Below are 25,442 nucleotides of genomic sequence, written 5' to 3'. Positions count from 1 at the left end.
TCAACCCTCGGACACAACGGGTTGCTGGGCAGCGCGGTCGAACATCGCGCCCATGGCGACCACGATCTTGCGCGGCCCCTCGTACGGGTCTCGCGCGTGTGCCGCAAGCATGTTGTCGAGCATCACCACATCGCCCTGGCGCCAGTCGAAGCGCACGGCGCAGGCCTCGTAGGCACGACCGACGATCGCCATCGTCTCGTCGTCGATCGGCGTACCGTCGCCGTAGGTCACGTGCCGCGGCAGACGATCCAGTCCACCCGCCATGACCAGCAAGTCTTCGCGCACGTCCGCCTCCAGGCAACTCACATGGTGCAACTGGATCTGGTTGAAGAAAACGCGCTCGCCCGTGACAGGGTGCGTAATCACCGCCGGGCAACGGGTGCGGGTCTGCAGGGTTTCCTCGTCCAGCCAGCGCCAGGCGGTGCCGGCCAGTGCGAGACGCGCTTCGACCTCCGCCTTGCTGTCGGTCTTGAAGAAGTCCTGCCAACTCACGTCGAACCGGGGCACGAAGGTGCGCACGTACAACAGCTCCTTGCGCTCGAACTCCGCCACCATGTCGACCGGCAGATGGCGCAGCATCTCGCGGCAATCGACGATGGGCGTGGCGCCGCCCACGGGCGAAGGCAACTCGCAGAAGAACCACTGCTTGCGCGGCCAGCGGTCGAGGTGCGAGCTCTCGTTGTGATACAGGATCATCTGGCGCTCGGGGTACGGCGTCGAGCGATAGGTGTTGCGCCCGCCTTCCTTCTTCGGCAAATCGCCGTAGCCGCCGTAGAGCTCGGGCTCGATCACTTCTGCAAAAGCCTCGAATTCCTGCGGCGTGCGCAGGCCGAAATTGCGCAGCAGGATGCCGCCGTGCTTGCGCAGGCTGGCCTCGATGTAGTCACGCTGCTCCCGGGCCCATGCCACCGCGTCGATGTCGCTGCTCGTGGCCTCGATGACCAACGGGAAAGCCCGTTGGTCCGACAGGAAGGACGTGCGCACAGGCGAGCGCGGTGCCGACTGGATGTCGCGGTCCTTGTCCGCGAATTTCTTGAGCTTCTGCAGTTTGCCCAGCGCAGGCGAAGTAGATGACATGGTTTTTCTTTCCGGGTTGGATTGAATGACGAAACTCTCCAGCACGCCGTTGGGTGTCGCGACAACCTGCTGCAGGAGATCGCGCCACGCGGCGGATGCGCGTTCGATGGTTTCGCGCAAATACAGGCTGGAGGCAAAGGTCCACTCGGCTCGCAGGCCGCTTTCGTTCTCGCTCACGAAGACCGCGAGGTCGAACTTCGATGTCGTTCCGGGTTTCGCGATCGGCTCGATGACGACACCCGGGATCTCGAAGCGTTCTTCGGGCATGTTCTGCATGACGAACAGCACCTGCACCAGCGGGTTGTGCTGGCGGCTGCGGGGCGCGCCGACCAGCTCGACGATCTGGTCGAAAGGCACGTCCTGGTGTTCAAAGGCCGACAGCGTGCTCTCCTTGACCGTCGAAAGCCACTGCACGAATGGCAGTTCGGGCAAGAGCCGGGAACGCAACGGCACGACGCTGACAAAGAAGCCGATCAGGTCTTCGAGCGCCGGATGGTCGCGCCCTGCAACGTCGGTGCCGACCACCAGGTCGTCCGACGCGGCCTGCCGGTGCAGCACGAGCAGGAAGGCCGACAGCAGCAACACATAGAGCGAGGTTTTCTGCTTCTGCGCCAGGCCCTGCAGCGCCTGCGCGAGTTCGCGCCCGATGTCGATGCCGACCGTGTCGCCCGCCACCGAAGCCACAGGGGGACGGGTGCGATCGGGTTTGAGCGTGGAAACGGCGGGAGCGGCATCGAGGTAGTCGCGCCAGAACGCGGTGTCTTGCGCAAGGTTCTGCGCGAGCTTGCGGTGGTGCCAATCGGCGTAGTCCGCGTACTGGATCGCGAGGGGCGCAAGGGGTGAGCCGCGCCCTTCCCGCAGCGCCGCATACAGGGCCATGAAGTCCTGGATGAAGACGGCTTCCGACCAACCGTCGAACACGATGTGGTGCACGCACAGCAGCAGCACATGCTCCTCGGGCTGCAAGCGCAGCACGGCAGCCGCAAAGGCCGGGCGGGTGGTCAGATCGAACGCAGTGCCCGCGTGCGCGGTAAGCGCGTCGTTCATCGCTGTCGCCCGGAACTCGCCCGACAGGTGCGAAATATCCGTCAACGGAACGACGAGCTCACTCTCTGGCGCGATGCGCGCCACGGGATCACCGTCGTCGTTCTCGGGGAAGCAGGTCCGCAGCACTTCGTGTCGCTGCACGATGGCATCGAGCGTGGCCCGCACCAGATCGACATCGAGCGCTCCGGACAACCGCAGCGCCGCTGAAATGTTGTAGGCCGAGTGCTTGCCGGTCGACGCATCCGACAGCCGGTTCACCAGCCACAAGCGCTGTTGCGCAGGCGAGAGCCTCATGTCGGCCACGCGCTCGACCGGTTGCAGCACCGGTGCCTGGCTGGACAACGAGGTGCCATGCCTCGTCTGCCGGGCGACATTCGCGAGGTCGCGAAGCACTGGGTGCTCGAATATCTTGCGCAACGGCAGGTCGAAACCGCCGTCGACGCGCGCCCTCGACGCGAGTTGTGCGGCCAGCAGGGAGTGCCCGCCGAGCTCGAAGAAGCTGTCGTGCCGCCCCACGCGTGAGACGCCCAGCACCTCGGCCCAGATCGCAGCCAGCTTCTGTTCCATCTCGCCTTCGGGCGCCTCGTATGCACGGTCGCTCGTGAACTCCGCCTCTGGCAGTGCCTTGCGATCGACCTTGCCGTTTCCGTTCAAAGGCAGGCGCTCGAGCACGACGATGGCGGCCGGCACCATGTAGTCGGGCAGCGCCACCGCGAGCCGGTCGCGCAGCGTGGCCGTCTCCACTGCCTGCTCCGTCTGCAATGCGATGTAGGCGACCAGGAACGCGCCACTCGCGCTTTCGCGCGCCACCACCACCGCCTCGCGCACTTCGGACTGCGCCAGCAGCTGCGCCTCGATCTCTCCCAGTTCGATGCGGAAGCCCCGCACCTTCACCTGATGGTCGATGCGACCCAGGTACTCCAGCTGCCCTTCAGCGTTCCATCGCACCAGGTCGCCCGTGCGGTACAGCCGCTGGCCGTCTTTCGCCGCAATGAAGCGCTCGGACGTCAGGCCCGCGCGCTGGAAGTAGCCGCGCGCCAGGCCGATGCCGCCCAGGAACAGCTCGCCCGGCACACCTACCGGCGTCGGGTTCAGGAATCCGTCCAGCACGTGGAGTGTTGTGGCCGCAATCGGTCCGCCGATGCGAGGCTTGCCGCGAACCTCGACTGCCGTCGACCAGATGGTCGTTTCGGTGGGGCCGTACATGTTCCAGAGCTCGACGCCGATCGCCCGCAGGTCTTGCGCAAGGTCTTCCTGCAGCGCTTCTCCGCCGCACAGGCCCTTGAAGTTCGCAAGCCGGCCGCCGTTCCATCCGGTAGCCCGCAGAAGCCGCCAGCCCGCGGGCGTGGACTGAAGCACCGTGGCGCCGCAGTCGTCCATCAGTTTCCCGAGCGCACTGCCGCTTCGCACGACATCCCTCGATGCCAGCACGAGGCGCGCGCCGCTGAGCAGCGGCAGATACAGCTCCAGGGCAGCGATGTCGAACGACAGGGAGGTGACCGCGACCAGCACATCGTCCTGCGTCATGCCCGGTGCGTCTTTCATGCTCTGCATGAAATGGCTGAGCGACAGGTGCCGCACCATCACGCCCTTTGGTTTTCCCGTGGAGCCGGAGGTGTAGATGACGTAGGCCAGGTTCTCGCCGCCGAGCGCGATCTGCGGGTCTGCGTCGGAGCAGCCGCCGGTGTCCAGCGTGTCCAGCGCCAGCACCTGCAGCGCCTCGGCGCCCGGCACCAGGGTTCTCAGGTGGCTCTGCGTGAGCAGCAGCGCGATGCCGCTGTCGGCCACCATGTAGGCCAGCCGGTCCACCGGGTACTCCGGGTCCAGCGGCACATATGCACCGCCGGCCTTCAGGATCGCCAGGACGCCGACCACCATGTCGATGGAGCGTTCCACCGCAATCCCCACCTTCGTCTCCGGCTTCACGCCCAGGGCGATCAGATGGTGCGCGAGGCGGTTGGCCCGCGCATTGAGTTCGCCGTAGCTCAGCATCTCGTCGCCGAAGACCAGCGCCACCGCGTCGCGATGTGTCGCGACCTGACGTTCGATCAGCCGATGCACCAGCACGTCTCCTGCGTACCGCATGATGTTTTCACCCCACGCGGCAAGCTGGCGCTGCTCGCCATCGGACATCACCCCGAGTTCGCAGACCGGCCAGTCGGGCTGCAGCGACAGGCCCTGCGCCACGGCCTCGACAGCTGCAACCATCAGGTCGCACACGCGCCCGGCATCCACGGCCTCGTGAATCTGCGCGACCAACCCGAAGCCCTCGCCCAGGTCGTCCACCGACATCTCGATCGGGTAGTTGGTGCGCTCCCTGCTGCCGAGGATCTCCATGCCCTCCCAGAGCGGGCCCTTCTGCGCCGCCTTGCCCTGCTGCGCGCCGTAGCGGTAGTTCAGCAGCGCCGTGAACAGTGGCATCCGCTCCGGCAGTCCGCTGCAGCGCTGGGCCAGCGAGAGGCTGGCGTATTCGTGGTGCATCAGCTCGATCAGCGCCGCATGCGTCTGGCGCACGCATGCCTGCACGCCTTGCGTTCCCAGCCGCACGCGCACGGGCAGCGTGTTGATGAACATGCCCAGCGCCCGGTCGGCATTCGCGCCGCCCTGCATGCGGCCGAACAGCACGGTGCCGAACACCACGTCGTCCCTGCCCGTGGTCTTGCTCACCACCAGCGCCCAGGCCAGGTGGAACAGCGCCGCGGCGCTCACGCCATGTCTCTGTGCCTGCCGCCTGACCTGCAACGCGAGTCGGGCGTCCAGCGCGAGCGAGACTTCCCGCACACGGGTGCCATCGCCTTGCACGTCGAGCAGGCCGAAGGGTGCTGTCGGCTCCTCCACATCGGCGAGCATCCGGCTGAAGAAGGCCTTGTGCTCGGCCTGGCTCAGGTCCAGCCTGGCCTGCCCGACGAAGCGCCGGAACGGCACGGGTGTCGACAGCTCGGCCTTTCGCCCTTGCTGGATCAGCGCGATTTCCTCGACGACCAGCTCCAGCGTGGTGTGGTCCACCACCAGGTGATGGTTCGCCAGTTGAAGGAGCCAGCGGCCGTTGTCCGTATCGTGAGCGGCGATGGCCCTGAGCATCGGCGCCTTGCGCACGTCGATGCGGTAGCGGGCCGGGTCGACGTGCGCATCGAGCCGCGCGGCCGCGCTCGCACCAGTCGGCCCGGCATCTGCCAGCCACTGGAGCTCGAGCAACGCCTTGCGATGCACCACCTGCACCGGTTCGGGCAGGTCTTCCCACATCACGGCCGTTCGCAGGATGTCATGGCGCGCGATCACTTCGTTGAAGCTGGCGACGAAGTGCTCGAGCCTTTCGCGGCTCTCGAAACTCAGGCGGTTCAGCGTGATGTACGCGTCACCCTCGGTCTGCAGCATGTGGTGGAAGAGCATCCCCTCCTGCATCGGCACCAGCGGGTAGATGTCTTGTATGTTGGCCGCCCCGCCCGGCACCGCCGCCTCGATGCGCGCAATCTGCCGCGCATCCAGCGCCACAAGCGTCAGCATCTCCGGCTGGATCGCACTGCAATCCGCCGGAATGCCGTTGGGCGGAACAATCACTTCCCGCCGCACCGGCTCCTGCGCCAGCGCCTGTGCGAAGGCGCCGAGCCGGGGCTGCTGGAACAGCGTGCGCACCTGTGCCGTCCAGCCCTGGGCGCGCATGCGCTCCAACAGCCGCAGCGCCAGCAGCGAATGGCCACCGAGTTCGAAGAAGCTGTCCTGCCGCCCCACACGCGCCACGCCCAGCACCTCGGCCCAGATCGCGGCGAGCCTCTCTTCCACCTCGCCCTCGGGCGCTTCGTACGCCTGCTCGCTCGCGAACTCCGCGGCCGGCAGCGCCTTGCGGTCTACCTTGCCGTTGGTGTTGAGCGGCAATCCTTGCAGCACGACGATTGCCGCGGGGACCATGTAGTCGGGCAGCGCCTGGCCCAGTTGCTCCTTCAGCTGCGCAACGTCGATCGCCTGGCCGGCATGCGGCGATACGTAGCCCACCAGCCTCGTGCCGGCTGGGCCTTCGTCGGCCACCACAACCGCCTCGCGCACTTCGGGCAGCGCCAGCAGTTGCGCCTCGATCTCCCCCAGCTCGATGCGGAAGCCCCGCACCTTCACCTGATGGTCGATGCGGCCCAGGTACTCCAGCTGCCCCTCGTTGTTCCAGCGCACCAGGTCGCCCGTGCGGTACAGCCGCTCTCCGTCCGCTCCCGCGACGAAGCGTTCCGACGTCAGGCCAGCCCGGTGCAGGTAGCCGCGCGCGAGGCCGGCGCCGAAGACATGCAACTCGCCGGCCACGCCGACCGGCACCGGGTTCAGATGCGCATCGAGCACCCGCAGCCCGAGGTCCGGAATGGCAAGGCCCACCGGACTGCGCTGCCGGCCCAGGTCTGCCGCCGTGATGCGGCGGTAGGTCACATGTACCGTCGTCTCGGTGATCCCGTACATGTTGACCAGCTGCGGGCTTTCGTCTCCTTGGTGCTCGATCCACTGGCGCAGCCGCTGCGGGTCCAGGGCCTCTCCACCGAAGATCACCGCGCGCAGCGCCAGGCGCTCCTGGCCAGCCTCGTAAGCCTGCGGCAGGCTGATCAACTGGCCGAACGCCGAAGGCGTCTGGTTGAGCACCGTCACCTTCTGCGCCCGCAGCAGTTGCAGGAAGTCTTCGGGCGACCGGCTGACCCAGAACGGCACGATGACCAGCTTGCCGCCGGTGCACAGCGCGCCGAAGATTTCCCACACCGAGAAATCGAAGGCATAGGAATGGAAAAGGGTCCAGGTGTCTTGCCGGCCGAACCGGAACCAGCCGTCAGTCGCGCCGAGCAGCCGCGTCACGTTGCGATGGCTCATCTGCGCGCCCTTGGGCCTGCCGGTGGAGCCCGAGGTGTAGATCACGTAGGCGAGGTTCTCGCCGTGCAGCGCGACCTGCGGGTCGCTTGCGGGCTGTGCGTCCAGGTCCAGCGTGTCGAGCGCCAGCACGCGCAATCCCTCGGCGCCCGGCACCTGCGACTGCAGATGGCTTTGCGTCAGCAGCAGCGCAACGCCGCTGTCCTGCGCCATGTAGGCCAGCCGCTCCGCGGGGTACTCCGGGTCCATCGGAACATAAGCGCCGCCGGCCTTGAGGATGCCCAGCAGCCCTACCACCATTTCGATGGAACGCTCCACCGCGATCCCCACCTTCGTTTCCGCCTTGACGCCCTGCGCGATCAGGTGGTGCGCGAGGCGGTTGGCCCTGGCATTGAGTTCGCCGTAGCTCAGCGTCTCGTCGCCGAACACCAGCGCTGCCGCCTCGGGCTGCTCGGCAGCCTGCCGTTCGATCAGCCGGTGCACCGGCGTCGCATCCGGAAAGCTTTGCGAACTGGCACCCCAGGCCGCGAGCTGCGCGCGTTCGACTTCGCTCAACAACGTCACCTCGCCCACGGCCTGTTCGGGGTGGTCCGCCAGTGCCTGCAGCACCGCCAGGTAATGGCAGGCCATGCGCTCGATGGTCGAGGCATCGAACAGCTCCGCCGCATAGCTGAACTTCGCATGCAGCCGGCCATCGGGACTCTCGTCGGTGACCAGCATCAGCTCGAACTGCGCGGCCTGGGCACCCAGGTCGTAGGGCTCCAGCGCAAACCCCGTCAGCCCCTCCAGTCCCGAGAAATCCGCGCGCTGATGATTGAACAGCACCTGGAACAGCGGCTGGATTCCCGGAATGCGCTCGGGCTGCAGTGCCTCGACCAATTGCTCGAACGGCAGGTCCTGATGCATCTGCGCGCCCAATGCCGCCTCGTGCGTCTGCGCCAGCACCTGCAACAGGCTGGTGCGGTTGTCGACCACGGCGCGCAGCACCTGTGTGTTGACGAAAAAGCCGACGACGCCTTCAGTCTCCACACGGTGGCGGTTCGCAATCGGCACGCCCACGCGAATGTCTTGCTGGCCGCTGTAGCGACCGAGCAGCACCTGGAAGCCGGCCAGCAGCACCATGAACACCGTGCCCCCCTGGCTCCGGGCCCGCTTCTGCAGGCCTTGAACAAGCGACACGGGCAACTCGACCCGATGGGCGGCCGCGCCATACCGGGCATCGGGCCTTCGGGCGCGGTCGAGCGGCAGTTGCAGCACCGGCTGCGTCGCGCCGAGCTGCGCCTTCCAGTAGGCGAGCTGGCGCTCCTGCTCGCCGGCCTCCAGCCAGTGGCGCTGCCACACGGCGTAGTCGGCGTACTGGATCGGCATTGCCTGCAGCGCCACCGCTTCGTGCTGCACGCAGGCGCGGTACTGAGCCACAAACTCGTCCACGATGATCTGCAGCGACCCGCCGTCCGAGACGATGTGGTGCATCACCAGCACCAGCACGTGCGCCTCGGGCGCCAGGCGGATCAGCGCCACCCTCAGCAGCGGTCCTTGCGTCAGGTCGAAGGGCGTGTTGCCGATGCGGTGTGCTGCTTCGCGGGCCATCGCTTCGCGGGCGTCGGCGTCCGTCAGGCTGAGGTCCAGCAGCGAGAAGTCGAGTTCGCCGTCTTCGCGAATCACCTGCTCGGCGAGCCCGTCGGCATCGGCGCGAAACACCGTACGCAACGATTCATGGCGCGCCACCAATGCCTTGAAGCTCGTGCGTACCGCGTCCACATCCAGTGCGCCCGTGAGCTTGAGCGCGTCGCTGATGTGATAGGCCGTGCTCTGCGGATCGAGCTGCCACAGGAACCACTGGCGCTGCTGCGCGTAGGAGACATGGCAGCGGTCCTGCGCCGCGTTTTCGCGCGGGAGGATGGGAAACTGGTCGAGCGTCAGACCCTTGGAACGGATCCCCTCGTACACCACGCGGCGCTGCTCGGTCGACAACCGGGAGAAGCGCTCGGCGATGCGACGGGTTGCTGTGGTTTCCATCAAACGGTCTCCATGCTGTCGATCAGCGAATCGATTTCTGAAAGGGCCTGGACCACGGGGCTGTCCCGAAGGGCCTCGGCGATCCGGGCGGCCATGGCGGCCAGGGTCGGGTACTGGAAGACGTCGCGGATCGTGAGTTCGCTTTGCATGGCGGCATGCAGGCGCGCCACCAGCCGCGCGGAAAGCAGCGAGTGCCCGCCAAGCTCGAAGAAGTTGTCGTTGCGCCCCACGCGCTCGACACCCAGCACCTCCGCCCAGATGGCGGCGAGCTTCTCTTCGGTCTCGTCCCGTGGCGCCTCGTACGCGCTGCACGCAGTGAACTCCGGCGCCGGCAGCGCCTTGCGGTCCACCTTGCCGTTCGCGTTCAGCGGCAGTGCGTCGAGCACCACCAGCACCGCGGGAACCATGTAGTCGGGCAGCGCCTCGCCGAGACGCTCGCGCAGTACGGCGCTGTCGATGTCTTGCCCCGACACATAGCCCACCAGCCGCGTACCCGCGGGGCCGCCGTTCGCAACGACCACGGCTTCGCGCACCTCCGGTTGCGCCAGCAACCCTGCCTCGATCTCCCCCAGTTCGATGCGAAAGCCCCGCACCTTGACCTGGTGGTCGATGCGGCCGAGGTACTCCAGTTGGCCCTCCGCGTTCCAGCGCACCAGGTCGCCCGTGCGGTACAACCGCTCTCCGTCTTCTGCCGCGATGAATCTTTCTGCCGTCAAGCCCTCGCGGTTCAGGTAACCGCGCGCCAATCCGGCACCCGAGACGTACAGCTCGCCCGCCACGCCCAGCGGCACCGGGTTGAGCTGCCCGTCGAGCACCCGAAGCCCCAGGTCCGGGATCGCGATGCCCACCGGACTGCGCGCCTCGCCGACGTCCGCTGCGGTGATGCGCCGCCAGGTTACGTGCACCGTGGTCTCGGTGATGCCGTACATGTTGATCAGCTGCGGGCTGGCGTCGCCGTGGTGCTCGATCCACCCGCGCAGGCGCTGCGGATCAAGCGCCTCGCCGCCGAAGATCACCGTGCGCAGCGCCAGGCCGCCTTCATGGGCCTGGGCCAGGCTGGCCAGCTGGCCGAAGGCCGAGGGCGTCTGGTTGAGCACGGTCACGCGCTCTGTGCGCAACAACTGGAGAAAGTCTTCGGGCGAGCGGCTCACCCAGAACGGCACGACCACCAGCTTGCCGCCGGTGCACAGGGCGCCAAAGATCTCCCACACGGAGAAGTCGAAGGCGTAGGAATGGAACATCGTCCAGACATCGTCCGCGCCGAAGCCGAACCACGCATCGGTGGCGCTCAGCAGGCGGCTCACGTTGCGATGGCACAGCTGCGCGCCCTTGGGGCGGCCGGTGGAGCCTGAGGTGTAGATGACGTAGGCGAGGTTCTCGCCGTGCAGTTCGACCTGCGGATCGTGCGACGGCTCTTCGGACAGGGCGAGCGTGTCGAGCGCCAGCAGCTGCAGCGCTTCGGTGTCGGGCACCTGCAGATGGCTCTGCGTGAGCAGCAGGGCGATGCCGCTGTCGCCGACCATGTAGGCCAGCCGGTCGGCCGGATATTCCGGGTCCAGCGGCACGTAGGCACCGCCAGCCTTCAGGATCGCAAGAATGCCCACCACCATCTCGATGGAGCGCTCCACCGCAATGCCCACCTTGGTCTCGGGCCGCACGCCCAGGGCGATCAGCCGGTGTGCGAGGCGGTTGGCCTGCGCGTTGAGTTCCGCGTAGCTCAGTGTCTGCTCGCCGAAGGACAGCGCAGGTGCTTCGGGATGCGCACGAACCTGCTTCTCGATCAGCCGATGAATCGGCTCGCTCGTTGCCGCCGCCTGCTTGCGCGCACCCCATGCGGCCAGCTGCGCATGCTCGGCTACGCCCAGCAATGCCACGTCGCCCACCGGCTGTTCGGGGTGATCGGCCAGGGCGGACAGCACCGCGAGGTAGTGGCCCGCCATGTGCTCGATGCTCCGTGGCTCGAACAGCTCCGCCGCGTAGCGCAGGCTCGCGCGCACACTGCCATCGGCGCTTTCCGTGGTTTCCAGCGCCAGTTCGAACTGCGCGGCCTGCGCGCCCAGATCGCACTCGGTCAGCGTGAGGCCGGGCAGGTTCTGCAGCGCCTTCAGGTCGCCGCGCTGGTGATTGAACATGACCTGGAACAGCGGGCTGGTGCTCAGGCTGCGCTCGGGCTGCAACGCTTCCACCAGTTGCTCGAACGGCAGATCTTGATGGGCCTGTGCGCCGAGCGCGGCGTTCTTGGCGCGCACCAGCACCTGCGTCAGGCTCTCGCGGCCGTCCAGCACGTTGCGCAGCACCTGCGTGTTGACGAAGAAGCCGATCACGCTTTCGGTCTCGGCGCGGTGGCGGTTGGCAACCGGCACGCCCACGCGAATGTCGGGCTCGCCGGTATAGCGGCTGAGCAGTACCTGGAAGCCCGCGAGCAAACCCATGAACAGCGTCGCGCCCTGGCCCTGCAGGCGCCGGTGCAGCCGCTGCACGAGGTCGCCCGGCAGTTCGAATCCATGCCGCACGGCGCTGTATCGGCCATCGGCCTTTCTTGCGTGGTCGGTGGGCAGTTGCAGCACGGGCTGCTCGGTGCCGATGTGTTGCGTCCAGTACGCCAGCTGGCGATCGCGCTCGCCGGCTTCCAGCCAGTCGCGCTGCCATGCGGCGTAGTCGGCGTACTGGATCGGCAATGGAGGCAGTGCCGCGACCGAGCCTTGCACGCGTGCGCTGTACTGCGCCACGAATTCGTCGACGATGACCTGCATCGACCAGCCGTCGGACACGATGTGGTGCATCACCACGACGAGCATGTGCTCCTCGGGTGCCAGGCGGATCAGGCCTACGCGCAGCAGCGGGCCTTCGCCCAGGTCGAAGGGCGTGTGGCTCAGGCGCAGGGCTTCTTCCGTGCTGCGCGCTTCGCGTTCCTGCCCGGTGTGCAGCGCCGTGAGATCGACCACGGCGATGTCCAGCGCTCCGGCTTCGCGGATCAGTTGCCGGGCCATGCCTTGCGCATCCGCGCGGAACACGGTGCGCAGGGACTCGTGGCGCTGCACCAGCGCGTCGAAGCTCGCACGCACGGCCTCTACATCGAGCTTGCCTTCCAGCTTCAGTGCACCGCTGATGTGGTACGCGGTGCTCGAGGGATCGAGCTGCCACAGGAACCACTGGCGCGTCTGCGCGTGGGAGAGTGCCAGGGTGCCGACGCGCTGCGACGCCGTCAGCACGGGAATTGCCGGCGCTTGCGAAGCGTGATCGATCCTGATGGCATGGGCGATGCGCGACAGGCTTTGGTGTTCGAACACCTGTCGGGGATTCAGTTGCACGCCGGCCCTGGCAGCGCGCGCCGCCACCTTGAGGCTGAGGATGGAGTCACCGCCGAGTTCGAAGAAGTTGTCGTTGCGGCCCACGCGGGCGACGCCGAGCACTTCGGCCCAGATCGTTGCGAGCGCTTGCTCGATCTCGCCCTCGGGCGCCTCGTACGCCTTGTCGCTCGTGAACTCCGGTGCAGGCAGTGCCTTGCGGTCTACCTTGCCGTTGGCGTTCAGTGGCAGGGCTTCCAACACCACGATCACGCTGGGGACCATGTAGTCGGGCAGTGCTTCTGCGAGGCGCTCTCGCAGCGTGGCGGTGTCGACTCCTTGCCCTGAGACGTAGCCCACGAGCCTCGCTCCTGCAGGGCCTTCGTTCGCAACGACCACGGCTTCCCTGACTTCCGGCTGCGCCTGCAACTGCGCCTCGATCTCCCCCAGCTCGATGCGGAAGCCTCGCACCTTCACCTGATGGTCGATGCGCCCCAGATACTCCAGCTGGCCCTCGTTGTTCCAGCGCACCAGATCGCCCGTGCGGTACAGCCTGCTTCCGTTGGCCGCTGCGATGAAGCGCTCTGCCGTCAGCCCTGGTCGCTTCAGGTATCCCCGTGCGAGGTTGATGCCACCCAGGTACAGCTCGCCCGCCACGCCCACCGGTACTTCGTTCAGGCTCCCGTCCAGCACATACGCCTGCGTCTCGCTGATTGGCCGGCCGATCGGCACTTGCGTGCTGCCGTCGTCCCGGCATGTCCACTGGGTGACGTGGATCGTCGTCTCCGTCGGGCCGTACAGGTTCTGCAGCGTGGCGCCGCTCAGGCGCTGCAGCGCTTCCCTCTGCGTGGCCGCGGGCATGGACTCTCCGCCGCAGATGATGTGCTTGAGTTTGGTCGTTGCTTCGATGCCCTCGTACGCCAGGAAGGCCTGCAGCATCGAGGGCACGAAGTTCAGCGTCGTGATCTGGTGCTTCTGGATGAGTTCGACCAAGCGCACCGGGTCGCGGTGATCGCCCGGGTTGGCGATGACCAGTCTTGCCCCTGAGGTCAATGGCCAGAACATCTCCCAGACGGACACGTCGAAGCCGAAGGGGGCCTTGTGCAGGACCGTGTCAGCGCCTGCGAGGGTGTAGAACTCCTGCATCCAGGCCATGCAGCTGAAGAGAGCACTGTGGCGGATGGCTGCGCCCTTGGGGCGGCCTGTGGAGCCTGAGGTGTAGATGACGTAGGCGAGGTGTTCGCCGTGCAGGGCGACTTGCGGGTCGGCGTCGGACTCGGCAGAGGTATCGAGCGTGTCGAGTTCCAGCACCTGCAATGCGTCGGCATTAGGTATGAGATTGCGAAGATGGCTCTGGGTCAGCAGCAACGCGATGCCGCTGTCTTCGACCATGTAGGAAAGACGGTCTGCGGGGTACTCAGGATCAAGGGGTACATAAGCACCACCTGCCTTGAGCACGGCAAGGATGCCCACCATCATCTCGGTGGAGCGCTCCGCGCAGATCCCCACCAGCACATCGGGGCCCACGCCCGAGGCGATCAGGCGGTGGGCAAAGCGATTCGCCCGGGCATTGAGTTCCGAATAGTTCAGGGCTTCGTCGCCGAAGATCAAGGCAGGCGCCAGCGGCTTGAGCTTCGCGTGCCCCTCGATCTGGCGGTGCACCGGCTGCTCGCCTTCGTGGCGGCGCGCGTTCTCGCTCCACGCTGCGAGCTGTGCGCGCTCCGCAGCCCCCACCAGCGCCACGTCACCCACTGCCAGCTCAGGCTGGGCAGTCAATGCCTCCAGCACCGCCACGTAATGCCCCGCCATCCGCTCGATCGTCTCCCGGTCAAACAGCTCCGCCGCGTAGAGAAAGGTTGCATCGACCCGACCGTCTTCGAGCTCCAGCGTCTGCAGCGTCAGTTCGAACTGCGCGTCCTCCTCCTCGAAGTCCAGACGCTCCACCGATACGCCCGGCCATTCGGCCAGCGAGCGATGGTCGCGCCGCACGTGGTTGAACATCACCTGGAACAGCGGGTTGGCACTCAGGCTGCGTTCGGGCCGCAGTGCACCGACAAGTTGCTCGAACGGCAGGTCCTGATGGGTCTGCGCGCCGATGGCCGTGTCGCGTGTCTGCACCATCAACTCGGCCAGCGTCGTGCGCGCGCCGATTTGCGAGCGCAGCACCTGCGTGTTGACGAAGAAGCCGACGACGCCCGCCGTCTCCGCCCGGTTGCGATTGGCAATCGGCACGCCGACGCGCGCATCGGTCTGCCCCGTGTGCCGGAACAGCAGCGCATTGAAGCCTGCGAGCAGCGCCATGAACAGCGTCGCGCCCTGCCCTTGGGCCTGCTGGCGCAGCCGCGCGACGGTGTCGGCCGGCAGCGCGATGGTGACGCGCGCCGAGCCGTAGCGGCCATCGGCGTTGCGCGGGCGGTCGGTGTGCAGCGATATCACCGGCTGCTCGGTACCCAGGTGATCGCGCCACCAGGCGAGCTGGCGTTCGCCCTCGCCGCCGTCGAGCCACTGGTTCTGCCAGACGGCGTAGTCGGCGTACTGCACCGTCAACGCGGGCTGCGCCGCTGGCTGCCCCTGCACGCGCGCGGCGTACTGCGCAGCCAGTTCGTCCAGCGTGAGCTGCACGGACCAGCCGTCGGACACGATGTGGTGCATCACGACCAGCAGCTGATGCGTTTGCGCGCCGGTCTTCAGCAGCACGATGCGCATCAGCGGACCGCGCGTGAGGTCGAAGGGCTCGGTGCGAATGCTGCGCACCTGCTGCTGGATGGCCGCCTCGCGTGCCTCGGCGTCGAGCGTGCTCAGGTCGATGCACGGCAGTTCAACCGTCAAGGCCTCAAGAATGACCTGCTCCGCCTCGCCGTCGCCTTCCTCGCGGAATACGGTGCGCAGCGACTCGTGGCGATCGACCAGCGCCTGCATGCTCGCGCGCAGGGCCTCGGTGTCCAGTTGCCCCGTGAGCACGAGGCCACCGCTCAGGTGATAGGCGGTGCGGGCCGGGTCCAGCTTCCACAGGAACCACTGCCGGCGCTGGGCAAAAGACAGCGGCGCCCGGTCCTTCTGCGGACGCGGGGGAATGGCACTCTCGGCCTCGCGCGTGCCGGCCATGCGCGCACCGCGCAGTCTTTCTTTCAGCCTGGCGCGTTGTTCGGCGCTCAGGCTGGCGCGGCGTGCGGAGATATCCTGGATTTCGGGCATGACGGTGCTTGTTTCAGACGGTGGCGGACAGTCGGTCCGGTGTGGCGGCATCGGCCGGGTCGCCGTGTTCGCTGTTCTCTATCTCTTCGATCAGCCGGGTCTCGACCAGCAGGGCCAGGTCGGCGATGGTTGGCGCCTTGAAGAAGGCAGCCGGATGCAGCTCGACCTCGTAAGCCTTGCGCACGCGCGCCAGGATCTGGATGGCGAGCAGCGAGTCGCCGCCCAACTCGAACAGGTTGTCGTGGATGCCGATGGCGGTAATGCCCAGCATGTCCTGCCAGACGGCGGCAAGGCCGGTCTCGAGGTCGCCGTCGGGCGCGACGTAGGGCGTGTCGAGCGCGGGGCGCGGATGGTTGCGGCGGCCCGCGCGCGCGGCGTGGGCCAACGGGCCGGACTCGATCAGCTCGAGCATGCCGCTGTCGAGCTTGCCAAGGCGCTGCGCCAGGTCGGTCGTGGAGATCACGACCTGCGAGAACGCCGGGCCGTTGACGATGCGTTCCAGCGCCAGCGCGCCTTCGGGGCCGTCCATGCCGACGCCTTCGGGCAGCACCATGCCGGCGGCCATGCCAAGGTCGCGCCAGGCGTCCCAGTTGACCGAGAACACCGCGTGTCGCGCACTGCGCTGCACCTGCGCGGCCAGTGCGTCGAGGTACGCGTTGGCCGCGGCGTAGTCGCTCATGCCCAGGCCGCCGGCCATGCTGGAAATGGATGAACAGAAGAGCACGAAATCGAGTGCGTCTTCGCGCACCGCTTCGAGCAGCGCCTGCGTGCCGCGCAGCTTGGGCGCGAACACGGCGTTGACCATGGCGCGGGTGCGCCTGCCGATCATCCCGCTGCTGGCGTGGCCCGCCGCGTGGATCACGCCGTGGATTGCGCCGAAGCGCAGCCGGGCCTGCGCGGCGGCTGCTTTCATCTGCGCGGCATCAGACACATCCGCGGACAGCGCGAGCACTTCGCCGCCAAGGGCTTCGAGTTCGAGCAGCTGCAGCAGCTTCTGGCGCAGTGCCGCGGGCTGCTCAGGCGATGCGGCCAGCGCCTCCCAGGTGCTGCGCTCGGGCAAGGGCGTGCGTCCGAACAGCACCAGCTTTGCCTGCCACGACTTGGCGAGGTGCCGCGCCACGGAGAGGCCCACACCGCCAAGGCCACCGGTGATCAGGTACACGCCGTGGGTGCGCAGCCGCTGCTGCGGCCCTGCGCCCGGCGCCGGCAATGCGAGAGGCTCGTAGGCCTTGATCCAGCGGTGAGGGCCACGGTACGCCACCAGCGGCTCATCGCTGCGCGCCGACATGTCGGCCGCGAGCTGCTTCACCAGCCATGCCTCGGCATCGCTGCCGGCTGTGGGCAGCACCACATCGATGACGCGGCAGTCGATGTGCGGATACTCCTGCCCGATCACCTTGGCCAGGCTGAACAGCGTGGCCTTCTCGGGGCACAGGGGCTCCAGCCCGCTCACGTCTTCCATCTGGTTGGTGACAACCTGGATCGCCAGCTTGCGCTCGCTGCCGGCCGACGCGCTGTCGAGTGCCTGCGACAGGGCCAGCAGGCTGAAGAAGCCACGCTCCAGTATCTCGCTCGACTGCGAAGGCGCTGCCAGCTCGTCGTCCACGCTCCACAGGTGATAGATCTTCGAGACCGGCCCCAGCTCGGCCTGCACCTTGCGCAGCACCTGCTCGTGGTCGGCGCGCTCGCCGGGGCGCACCGCGTAGTGGCGCGGGCTGATCTCGACGAAGCCCGGCCCCTGCTCCACCCAGACCACAGGATGCGTGTCGGCATCGCGGTGCAGGTGGCGGATCAGGCTGTCGGTGAGGCTGCGCGTTTCGCCGAACACCAGCGTGCAGGTGCCGGCCGGCGCGGGGGTGTGCACCGCAAGCAGCGGCTCGGTGCGCTTCCAGGTGGGCACGTAGAAGGCGTTGGCTGCAGGCACTGCCTTGGCACCGCCCTCGAGAGTGCCCGCTTCGATCCAGTACGACTGGCGCTGGAACGGGTAAGTAGGCAGTGGCACCTGGCGGCGCGGCTGGCCCGCGCGGCAGGCGGCCCAGTCGATCTCGACACCGGCGCACCAGAGCGCGCCGGTCACGCTGGCCAGCTGCCGCTCGTTGCGGACCTGCTGCTGCGGATGCGCCTGGCTCGCCCAGATGCCCGCGGCCGACTCGGCCATCGGATGCTGGCGCGCGAGGCCGGCCAGAGTTTCGCCGGGGCCCACTTCGAGCACGACGCGCCCGGCCACGCCCAGCAGCGCGGCCAGTCCGTCGGCAAAGCGCACGGTGCTGCGCAGATGGCGACCCCAGTAGGCCGGGTCCACAGCCTGCTCAGCCGTGATCGGCTGACCAGTGACGTTGGAGATGAAAGGAATGCGCGGCGCATGGCGCGGCACCGAAGCAACCACCTGCTGCAGTTCGGCCACGATGGACTCGGTCATGGCCGAGTGGGAAGCGATGGCAACGTGCAGGCGACGCGGCATGAGGCCGCTGGCGAGCAATTGCTTTTCTGCCGCTTCAATGGCCTGCAGCGGCCCCGCGAGCACACAGAGCTGCTGGCCGTTGATCGCGGCGATGTCGCAGCCCGCCTGGAGGAACGGCGCGAGTTCGTCCTCGGGCAGCGCGATGGCCGTCATGGCGCCTGCGGGCATCGACTGCATCAGCCGGCCGCGCGTGGTGACGATGCGCAGTGCGTCCTCCAGGCTGAACACGCCGGCCAGGCAGGCGGCCACGTACTCGCCGAGGCTGTGGCCCAGCATCACGGCGGGCTGCACGCCGCGCGCCATCCAGGCGCGTGCCATCGAGTATTCGACGATGAACAGCACCGGCTGCGTGTATTCGATGCACGACAGCTTCTGGTCGGCCGCGGCTTCGGCGCCGGCTGCGGGGTAAAGCAGCTGGCGCAGGTCCATGCCCATCGCGTCGTTCAGCAAGGCGCAGCAGCGATCGACCTCGCCGCGGAACACCGGGTCGTCGCGGTACAGCGCCGCGCCCATGTTGGCGTGTTGCGTGCCGCCGCCGGGGAACAGGAAGGCGACCTCGGGCGCGGTGGCCGGTGCACGCGTCACCTGCTCGAAGCCGCCCTCGGGCGACAGCAGCGTCTGTGCGGCCATGGCATGGCCGTTGGCGACGATGGCCGCGCGCAGCGGCAGCGGGCGGCGGCCGCTCTGCAAGGTGTGCGCGACGTCGGCGAGCGATTGGTCGGCAGACGCTTCGAGATGGCGACCGAGCTGCCGGCCGGCCTCCTGCAGCGCAGCGGCGTTCTGCGCCGACAGCGGCAGCACCTGCCAGCTGGACGGGCTTTCGGCCGGCTTCGCGGCCGGCGCCTCTTCGAGCACCACATGCACATTGGTGCCGCCGATGCCGAACGAGCTGACGCCCGCGCGGCGCGGCGTGGCACCGGCGGGCCATGCCTTGGTGGCGGCGTTGACGTAGAACGGGCTCGCCGCGAAATCGATCTGCGGGTTGGGCCGCTCGAAATGCAGGCTGGCCGGCAGCGTCTTGTGCTTGAGCGCCATCACCGTCTTGATGAGACCGGTGACGCCAGCCGCCGCATCGAGATGGCCGACGTTGGTCTTGACGGAGCCTATGGCGCAGTAGTTGATGCGATCGGAATCGGCACGGAAGGCCTGCGTCAGCGCGGCCAGCTCGATCGGGTCGCCGAGCACCGTGCCCGTGCCGTGCGCCTCGATGTAGCCGACGGATTCGGCGGTCACGCCGGCAATCAGCTGCGCCGCGCGGATGACTTCGGCCTGGCCGTTCACGCTGGGCGCAGTGAAGCCGACCTTGTCGGCGCCGTCGTTGTTGGCGGCGGTGCCCTTGATGATGGCGTGGATGGTGTCGCCGTCGCGCAGCGCGTCGTCCAGGCGCTTGAGTGCCACGAGGCCCGCACCGCTGCCGATCACCGTGCCCGCGGCCTTCTCGTCGAAGGCGCGGCAGTGGCCGTCGGGCGAGAGGATGGCGCCGGCCTGGTAGAGGTAGCCGCCGTCCTGCAGCAGGTTGAGCCACACGCCGCCGGCCAGCGCCATGTCGCAGTCGTAGCCCAGCAGCGCCTGGCAGGCGGTGTGCACCGCGGCCAGCGAGGTCGAGCAGGCGGTCTGCACCGTCACTGCCGGGCCGCGCAGGTTGAGCTTGTAGGCCACGCGGGTGCACAGCGAACCGCCGGAGTTGCCGCTCATGAGGCCCAGCAGATCGGCAATGCCGCGTCCGTCGCCCAGGCCGAATGCGGGCAGCAGGTGCCGCATGAGGTACAGGTTCGGGCCCTCGCCCGCGTACACGCCGATCTTGCCCGGCCAGGTGTGCGCATCGCAGCCGGCATGCTCCAGTGCTGCCCATGCGCACTCCAGGAAGATGCGCTGCTGCGGATCGAGGTACTCGGCTTCGCGCGGCGAGTAGCCGAAGAAGCCGGCGTCGAACTGGTCGAAGCCCTTGAACTGGACACCCGCCTTCACGTAAGCAGGGTCGTCGAGCAGTTCCTGCGAAATGCCTTGCGCGCGCAGCTGCTCGTCGGTGAAGCCGGCTATGGACTCCACGCCGTCGCGGATGTTGCGCCAGAACGCATCGACGTCGTCGGCGCCCGGAAAGCGCCCCGCCATGCCGACGATGGCGATCTCGATGCCGGTGGCTGCATCGGCCTGCGTGGCCTGCTCGTTGAGGGTGTTCATCAGTTGACTCTTTCCGCGGATTTGCGACGTTGAAGCAAGGCGGCGCGCTGGCGCAGCGCACGGTCGTCGCCGGCCGTGGGCGACAACGCCGCGGGCGCATCGGCGCCGCGCGCCATCCACTGCGCCAGCGAGCCGACCGTGGGGTACTTGAAAAGCTGGACCAGCGCGACGGTGGTGCGCAGCCTGTCTTCGAGCAGGCGGTGCACGCGAACCAGCAGCAGCGAGTGCCCGCCGAGGTCGAAGAAGTTGTCGTGAGTGCCGACCTTGTCCATCTGCAGCACTTCGGCCCAGATGGCGGCGATGGTTTCGGCGATGGGGCCTTGCGGGGCTTCGTAGGGTTTGTCGCTGGTGATGGCGGCGGTGGGGAGTGCCTTGCGGTCTACCTTGCCGTTGGCGTTCAGCGGCAGCGCGTCGAGCACCACGATGACGCTGGGGACCATGTAGTCCGGCAGTGCTTCTGCGAGGCGTTCGCGCAGCGTGGCCGTGTCGATGCCTTGTCCCGAGACGTAGCCCACGAGCCTCGCTCCTGCAGGGCCTTCGTTCGCAACGACCACGGCTTCCCTGACTTCCGGCTGCGCCTGCAACTGCGCCTCGATCTCCCCCAGCTCGATGCGGAAGCCTCGCACCTTCACCTGATGGTCGATGCGCCCCAGATACTCCAGCTGGCCCTCGTTGTTCCAGCGCACCAGATCGCCCGTGCGGTACAGCCTGCTTCCGTTGGCCGCTGCGATGAAGCGCTCTGCCGTCAGCCCTGGTCGCTTCAGGTATCCCCGTGCGAGGTTGATGCCACCCAGGTACAGCTCGCCCGCCACGCCCACCGGTACTTCGTTCAGGCTCCCGTCCAGCACATACGCCTGCGTCTCGCTGATTGGCCGGCCGATCGGCACTTGCGTGCTGCCGTCGTCCCGGCATGTCCACTGGGTGACGTGGATCGTCGTCTCCGTCGGGCCGTACAGGTTCTGCAGCGTGGCGCCGCTCAGGCGCTGCAGCGCTTCCCTCTGCGTGGCCGCGGGCATGGACTCTCCGCCGCAGATGATGTGCTTGAGTTTGGTCGTTGCTTCGATGCCCTCGTACGCCAGGAAGGCCTGCAGCATCGAGGGCACGAAGTTCAGCGTCGTGATCTGGTGCTTCTGGATGAGTTCGACCAAGCGCACCGGGTCGCGGTGATCGCCCGGGTTGGCGATGACCAGTCTTGCCCCTGAGGTCAATGGCCAGAACATCTCCCAGACGGACACGTCGAAGCCGAAGGGGGCCTTGTGCAGGACCGTGTCTGCACCTGCGAGGGTGTAGAACTCCTGCATCCAGGCCATGCAGCTGAACAGCGCGCAATGGCGAATGGCTGCGCCCTTGGGTCGGCCGGTGGAGCCTGAGGTGTAGATGACGTAGGCGAGGTGTTCGCCGTGCAGGGCGACTTGCGGGTCGACCTCGGACTCGGACGCCGTATCGAGGGTGTCGAGCTCCAGCACCTGCAATGCGTCGGCACCCGGGATCAGCGAACGCAGGTGGCTCTGGGTCAGGAGCAGCGCGATACCGCTGTCCTCGACCATGTAGGAAAGACGGTCTGCGGGGTACTCAGGATCAAGGGGTACATAAGCACCACCCGCCTTGAGCACTGCAAGGATGCCCACCATCATTTCTGTCGAGCGCTCCACGCAGATCCCCACCAGCACATCGGGGCCCACGCCCGAGGCGATCAGGCGGTGCGCCAATCGGTTCGCTCTCGCATTGAGCTCGGCATAGCTCAGAGCTTCTTCACCGAAGACCAAAGCAGGCGCCTGCGGCTTGAGCTTCGCGTGCCCCTCGATCTGGCGGTGCACCGGCTGCTCGCCTTCGTGGCGGCGCGCGTTCTCGCTCCATGCCACAAGCTGTGCGCGCTCGGCCGCCCCCACCAGCGCCACGTCACCCACTGCCAGCTCAGCCTGGGCAGTCAATGCCTGCAGCACCGCCACGTAGTGCCCCGCCATCCGCTCGATCGTCTCCCGGTCAAACAGCTCCGCCGCGTAGACCAGCCCCAGCGTCAACCGGCCATCGGGTGTCTCGCGGGCTTCCAGCACGAGTTCGAATTGCGCCGTTCCGTCAGGCAGCGCATGGTGCGCAACCTCGAGCCCCGGCAACTGCGCCAATGCCCGGTAGTCTTCGACCAGGTGGTTGAACATCACCTGGAACAGCGGGCTCTGGCTCAGGCTGCGTTGCGGCTGCAGCGCCTCGACCAGTTGCTCGAAGGGCAGGTCCTGGTGCGTCTGCGCGCCCAGCACCGCTTCTTTCGCCTGCGCCACGACATCCGACAGGCGCATGCGACCACCGACCCGATTGCGCAGCACCAGCGTGTTGACGAAGAAGCCGATGATGTTTTCCGCCTCAACACGGCTGCGATTGGCCACTGGCGCGCCGACGCGGATGTCTTCCTGCCCGGTGTAGCGGTGCAGCAGCGCCTGGAAGCTGGCCAGCAGCACCATGAACAGCGTGGCACCCTCGGTCGCCGCGGCCTGGCGCAAGCCGGCCAGCAGCACCGCAGGCACTTCAACGCTGTGGCGAGCCGCGCGGTAGCCGATCTGCGCCGTGCGCGGGCGGTCTATCGGCAGCGCCAGCACGGGATGTTCTTCGCCGAGCTGCGTGCGCCACCAGGCCAGTTGCCGCTCGGCCTCGCCCACTGCCAGCCAGTTGCGCTGCCACACCGCATGATCGACGTACTGGATGCGCGGCGCAGCGCGGCGAGACGGGGCATCGCCCTTCAGCCGCGCGGCATAGCCGGCCGCCAACTCATCGAGCAGCACCTGCATCGACGCGCTGTCGGAAATGATGTGATGCATCACCACCACCAGCAGATGCGAGGTGTCCGACAGGCGGATCAACGCCACGCGCAGCAATGGCCCCTGCGTCAAATCGAAGGGCGCGGCATGCAGCCGCTGCGCTTCTTCTGCGGCACGTGCTTCGCGCTCGCTGACCGCGAGGTGACGCAGATCGATCACGTTCAGAAGCGGCGCCCACGACGGGCTGATCAGTTGCTCTGCCGTGCCGTCAGCGCCTGCCAGGAACACCGTGCGCAGCGACTCGTGGCACGCGGCGATGTCTTCGAACGCGGCATGCATCGCGGCAGCATCCAGCGTGCCCGACAGGCGCAGCGCGCCACTCATGTGGTACGCCGTACTCTGCGGCGCAAGCTTCCACAGGAACCATTGGCGCTCCTGTGCGTGCGACAGTGGCAAGGGCTGCAGCCGACGCTCGGCGGACAGCGCTTCGATGGCCGCCATGCCAGGCGCGCGGCCCGGACGGTCCTTGCGGCTGCGCACGATGGCCGCGCAAGCGCTCAGCCGGGGCTGCTCGAAGAGGTCGCGCAGATCGAACCCGATGTCCCAGCGCCGTGCGATACGCGCGCATGCTTGAACCGCGGCCAGCGAATTGCCGCCCGAGGTGAAAAAGTGCGCGTCGTGCGCCAACGCACGGTCTTCGGGCCACCTGAGTACTTCCCTCCAGATGGCCGAGATCGCCTCTCCGATTTCGTCGAGCACCGGTGCTTCCGCCGGAATCGAAGACCCGCTGCCGCCGAGTGTGAAGACGCCGTGCTCGTGAATTGCGTACGCATCGAGGCTGCGCGCCGCAAGCCCCGCGCGGCACGCCTGGCGCTGCAGCTTGCCGCTCGATGTCTTGGGCAGTGCGCCCGGGTTGAGCAGCACCACGGCGGACGGCGCCTCGCCGAACACTTCGCTGACCGCAGCGCCCAGCGCCTCGACCAGCACATGCGGCGGCACGAGCTTCTGCATGCTGCGCGAAACCTCCGCTGCCACGCCGATGCCTTCGCCATCCGGCCCCGACACCGCAAAGGCGGCGACTCGCCCCTTGCGCACGGCCTCGATCTCGGTCTCGACGGTGCGTTCGATGTCCTGCGGGTAGATGTTGTGCCCGCGAACGATGATCAGGTCCTTGATGCGGCCCGTCACGTAGAGCTGCCCGTCGTGCATGAAGCCGAGATCGCCGGTGCGCAGCCAGCGCCGCCCTTCATGCATGGAGAAGGTTTCGCGGGTTTCGCGCTCCTTGCCCCAGTAGCCGGCGCAGATGCTCGGGCCGTTGGCCCAGATTTCGCCGACCCGGCCGGCGTCTAGCGCGGCCATTGAATCGGGGTCTGTGATGCGTACGTCGTGGCCGTCTGGCGCGGCGCCGCAGCCGACCAGCATCGTGCCCTGCGTGCTTTCCACACCCTCGCCCTTGGCCAGCGCATCGGCGGAAAAAGTGCGCGCGACCAGCCCGGCGCCGCGTCGGCCGCCGGTGACGAACAGGGTCGCTTCCGCGAGGCCGTAGCAGGCATACACGGCGTCGGGGCCGAAGCCCGCGGGCGCGAATCGCTCGATGAATTCGGTTTCGGTGTCGGCGCGCACGGGCTCGGCGCCGGTGTAGGCAACGCGCCATGTCGAGAGGTCGAGCCCCGCCAGCCGCGCGCCCTTCACGCGGTCGAGGCAAAGGCGATAGGCAAAGTCGGGGCCGCCGCTCAGGGTGGCGCGATGGCGCGAGATCAGTTCCAGCCAGCGCACCGGGCTTTCGAGAAAGTAGCGCGGCGAGGTCAGCACCAACGGAACGCCGCTGTAGAGCGGCTGCATGAGGCCGCCGATGAGGCCCATGTCGTGATAGAGCGGCGCCCACGACACGAACTTGTCGTCCGGCCCGATGCCCATGCCGTCGCGGATGGCGCGTTCGTTGGCGATGAGGTTGCCGTGCGTCACGATCACGCCCTTGGGGGCGGAGGTCGAGCCGGAGGTGTATTGCAGGAATGCCGCGTCGTCCGCGGCGGGCGCGAACGGCGTCCACGAATCGGCGAGCGCGAGGCTCACCTCGTCGACGGAAATCATTGCCGCCTCTGCGAATGCTTCGGCTGCGCCGTCCATCGCGGCACGCATCGCCGCCGAGGTCAGCACACAGCGCGCCTGCGAATCTTGCGCAATGCCCGTCAGCCGCGCGAGATGCTGTGGCCGCATGGATTCGGGCGGAAACACCGGCACTGCGATCACGCCAGCGTAGAAGCACGCCAGCATGCTCACGGCGTAGTGGTCGTCGTTGTCCAGCATGACGAGGGCGCGCTCACCCTTGGCGAACTGCTGCTGCAGGCGGGCCGCCAGCGCGCGCACGCGCGACTCGAAGACGGCGTAGGTGATCGGCTTCTCGAAGTAGGCACCATCCGCTTCACCCGCCACCGTGAGCCAGACGTCGTCCGGCCGGCTTTGCGCCAATGCCCGCAGGTGTTCCACGAAGTTTGCGGAGACCGGGTGATGCCCCAGACTCACCGTCGTTGCTGCCGTGTCTGCCATCTCGCTCACTCCAGAAAATTAGTAGGGGCGCAGCCGGCACCGGGC

At 67.6% G+C, this 25,442-nt stretch carries 4 protein-coding genes; all 4 read right to left on the bottom strand.

Features of this window, described 5'->3' with window-relative positions; translation table 11 throughout:
• The 4 genes from NWF24_RS08505 to NWF24_RS08490 are packed head-to-tail and all read right to left on the bottom strand — an operon-like array spanning position 1 to position 25,397.
• Positions 1–8,976, bottom strand: coding sequence for a non-ribosomal peptide synthetase (locus tag NWF24_RS08505; RefSeq protein WP_258353801.1), 8,976 nt, complete (start codon positions 8,974–8,976; stop codon positions 1–3).
• A complete protein-coding gene (locus NWF24_RS08500) occupies positions 8,976–15,458 on the bottom strand; it encodes a non-ribosomal peptide synthetase (RefSeq protein WP_258353800.1) in 6,483 nt (2,160 codons plus the stop codon). Before NWF24_RS08500 ends, NWF24_RS08505 begins: the two co-directional genes overlap by 1 nt.
• Positions 15,459–15,471: 13 nt before the next feature.
• On the bottom strand, positions 15,472–20,100 hold the full coding sequence (locus NWF24_RS08495; RefSeq protein ID WP_258353799.1) for a type I polyketide synthase: 4,629 nt from the start codon (positions 20,098–20,100) through the stop codon (positions 15,472–15,474).
• Positions 20,100–25,397, bottom strand: a complete 5,298-nt coding sequence (locus tag NWF24_RS08490; protein WP_258353798.1) for a non-ribosomal peptide synthetase — start codon at positions 25,395–25,397, stop codon at positions 20,100–20,102. The genes NWF24_RS08495 and NWF24_RS08490 overlap by 1 nt, the downstream gene beginning before the upstream one ends.
• Between the last annotated feature and the right edge of the window lie 45 nt (positions 25,398–25,442).

Origin of the sequence: Variovorax paradoxus (assembly GCF_024734665.1) — a bacterium.
Taxonomy (GTDB): domain Bacteria; phylum Pseudomonadota; class Gammaproteobacteria; order Burkholderiales; family Burkholderiaceae_C; genus Variovorax.
Note: the sequence above shows the minus strand (reverse complement) of the source record. Positions and strands in the feature narration are given on the sequence as shown.

Bases quoted from the DNA above. Each gene is read 5' to 3' on its own strand.
- NWF24_RS08505 (WP_258353801.1), bottom strand. From the start codon at position 8,976: ATGGAAACCACAGCAACCCGTCGCATCGCCGAGCGCTTCTCCCGGTTG.
- NWF24_RS08500 (WP_258353800.1), bottom strand. From the start codon at position 15,458: ATGCCCGAAATCCAGGATATCTCCGCACGCCGCGCCAGCCTGAGCGCC.
- NWF24_RS08495 (WP_258353799.1), bottom strand. From the start codon at position 20,100: ATGAACACCCTCAACGAGCAGGCCACGCAGGCCGATGCAGCCACCGGC.
- NWF24_RS08490 (WP_258353798.1), bottom strand. From the start codon at position 25,397: ATGGCAGACACGGCAGCAACGACGGTGAGTCTGGGGCATCACCCGGTC.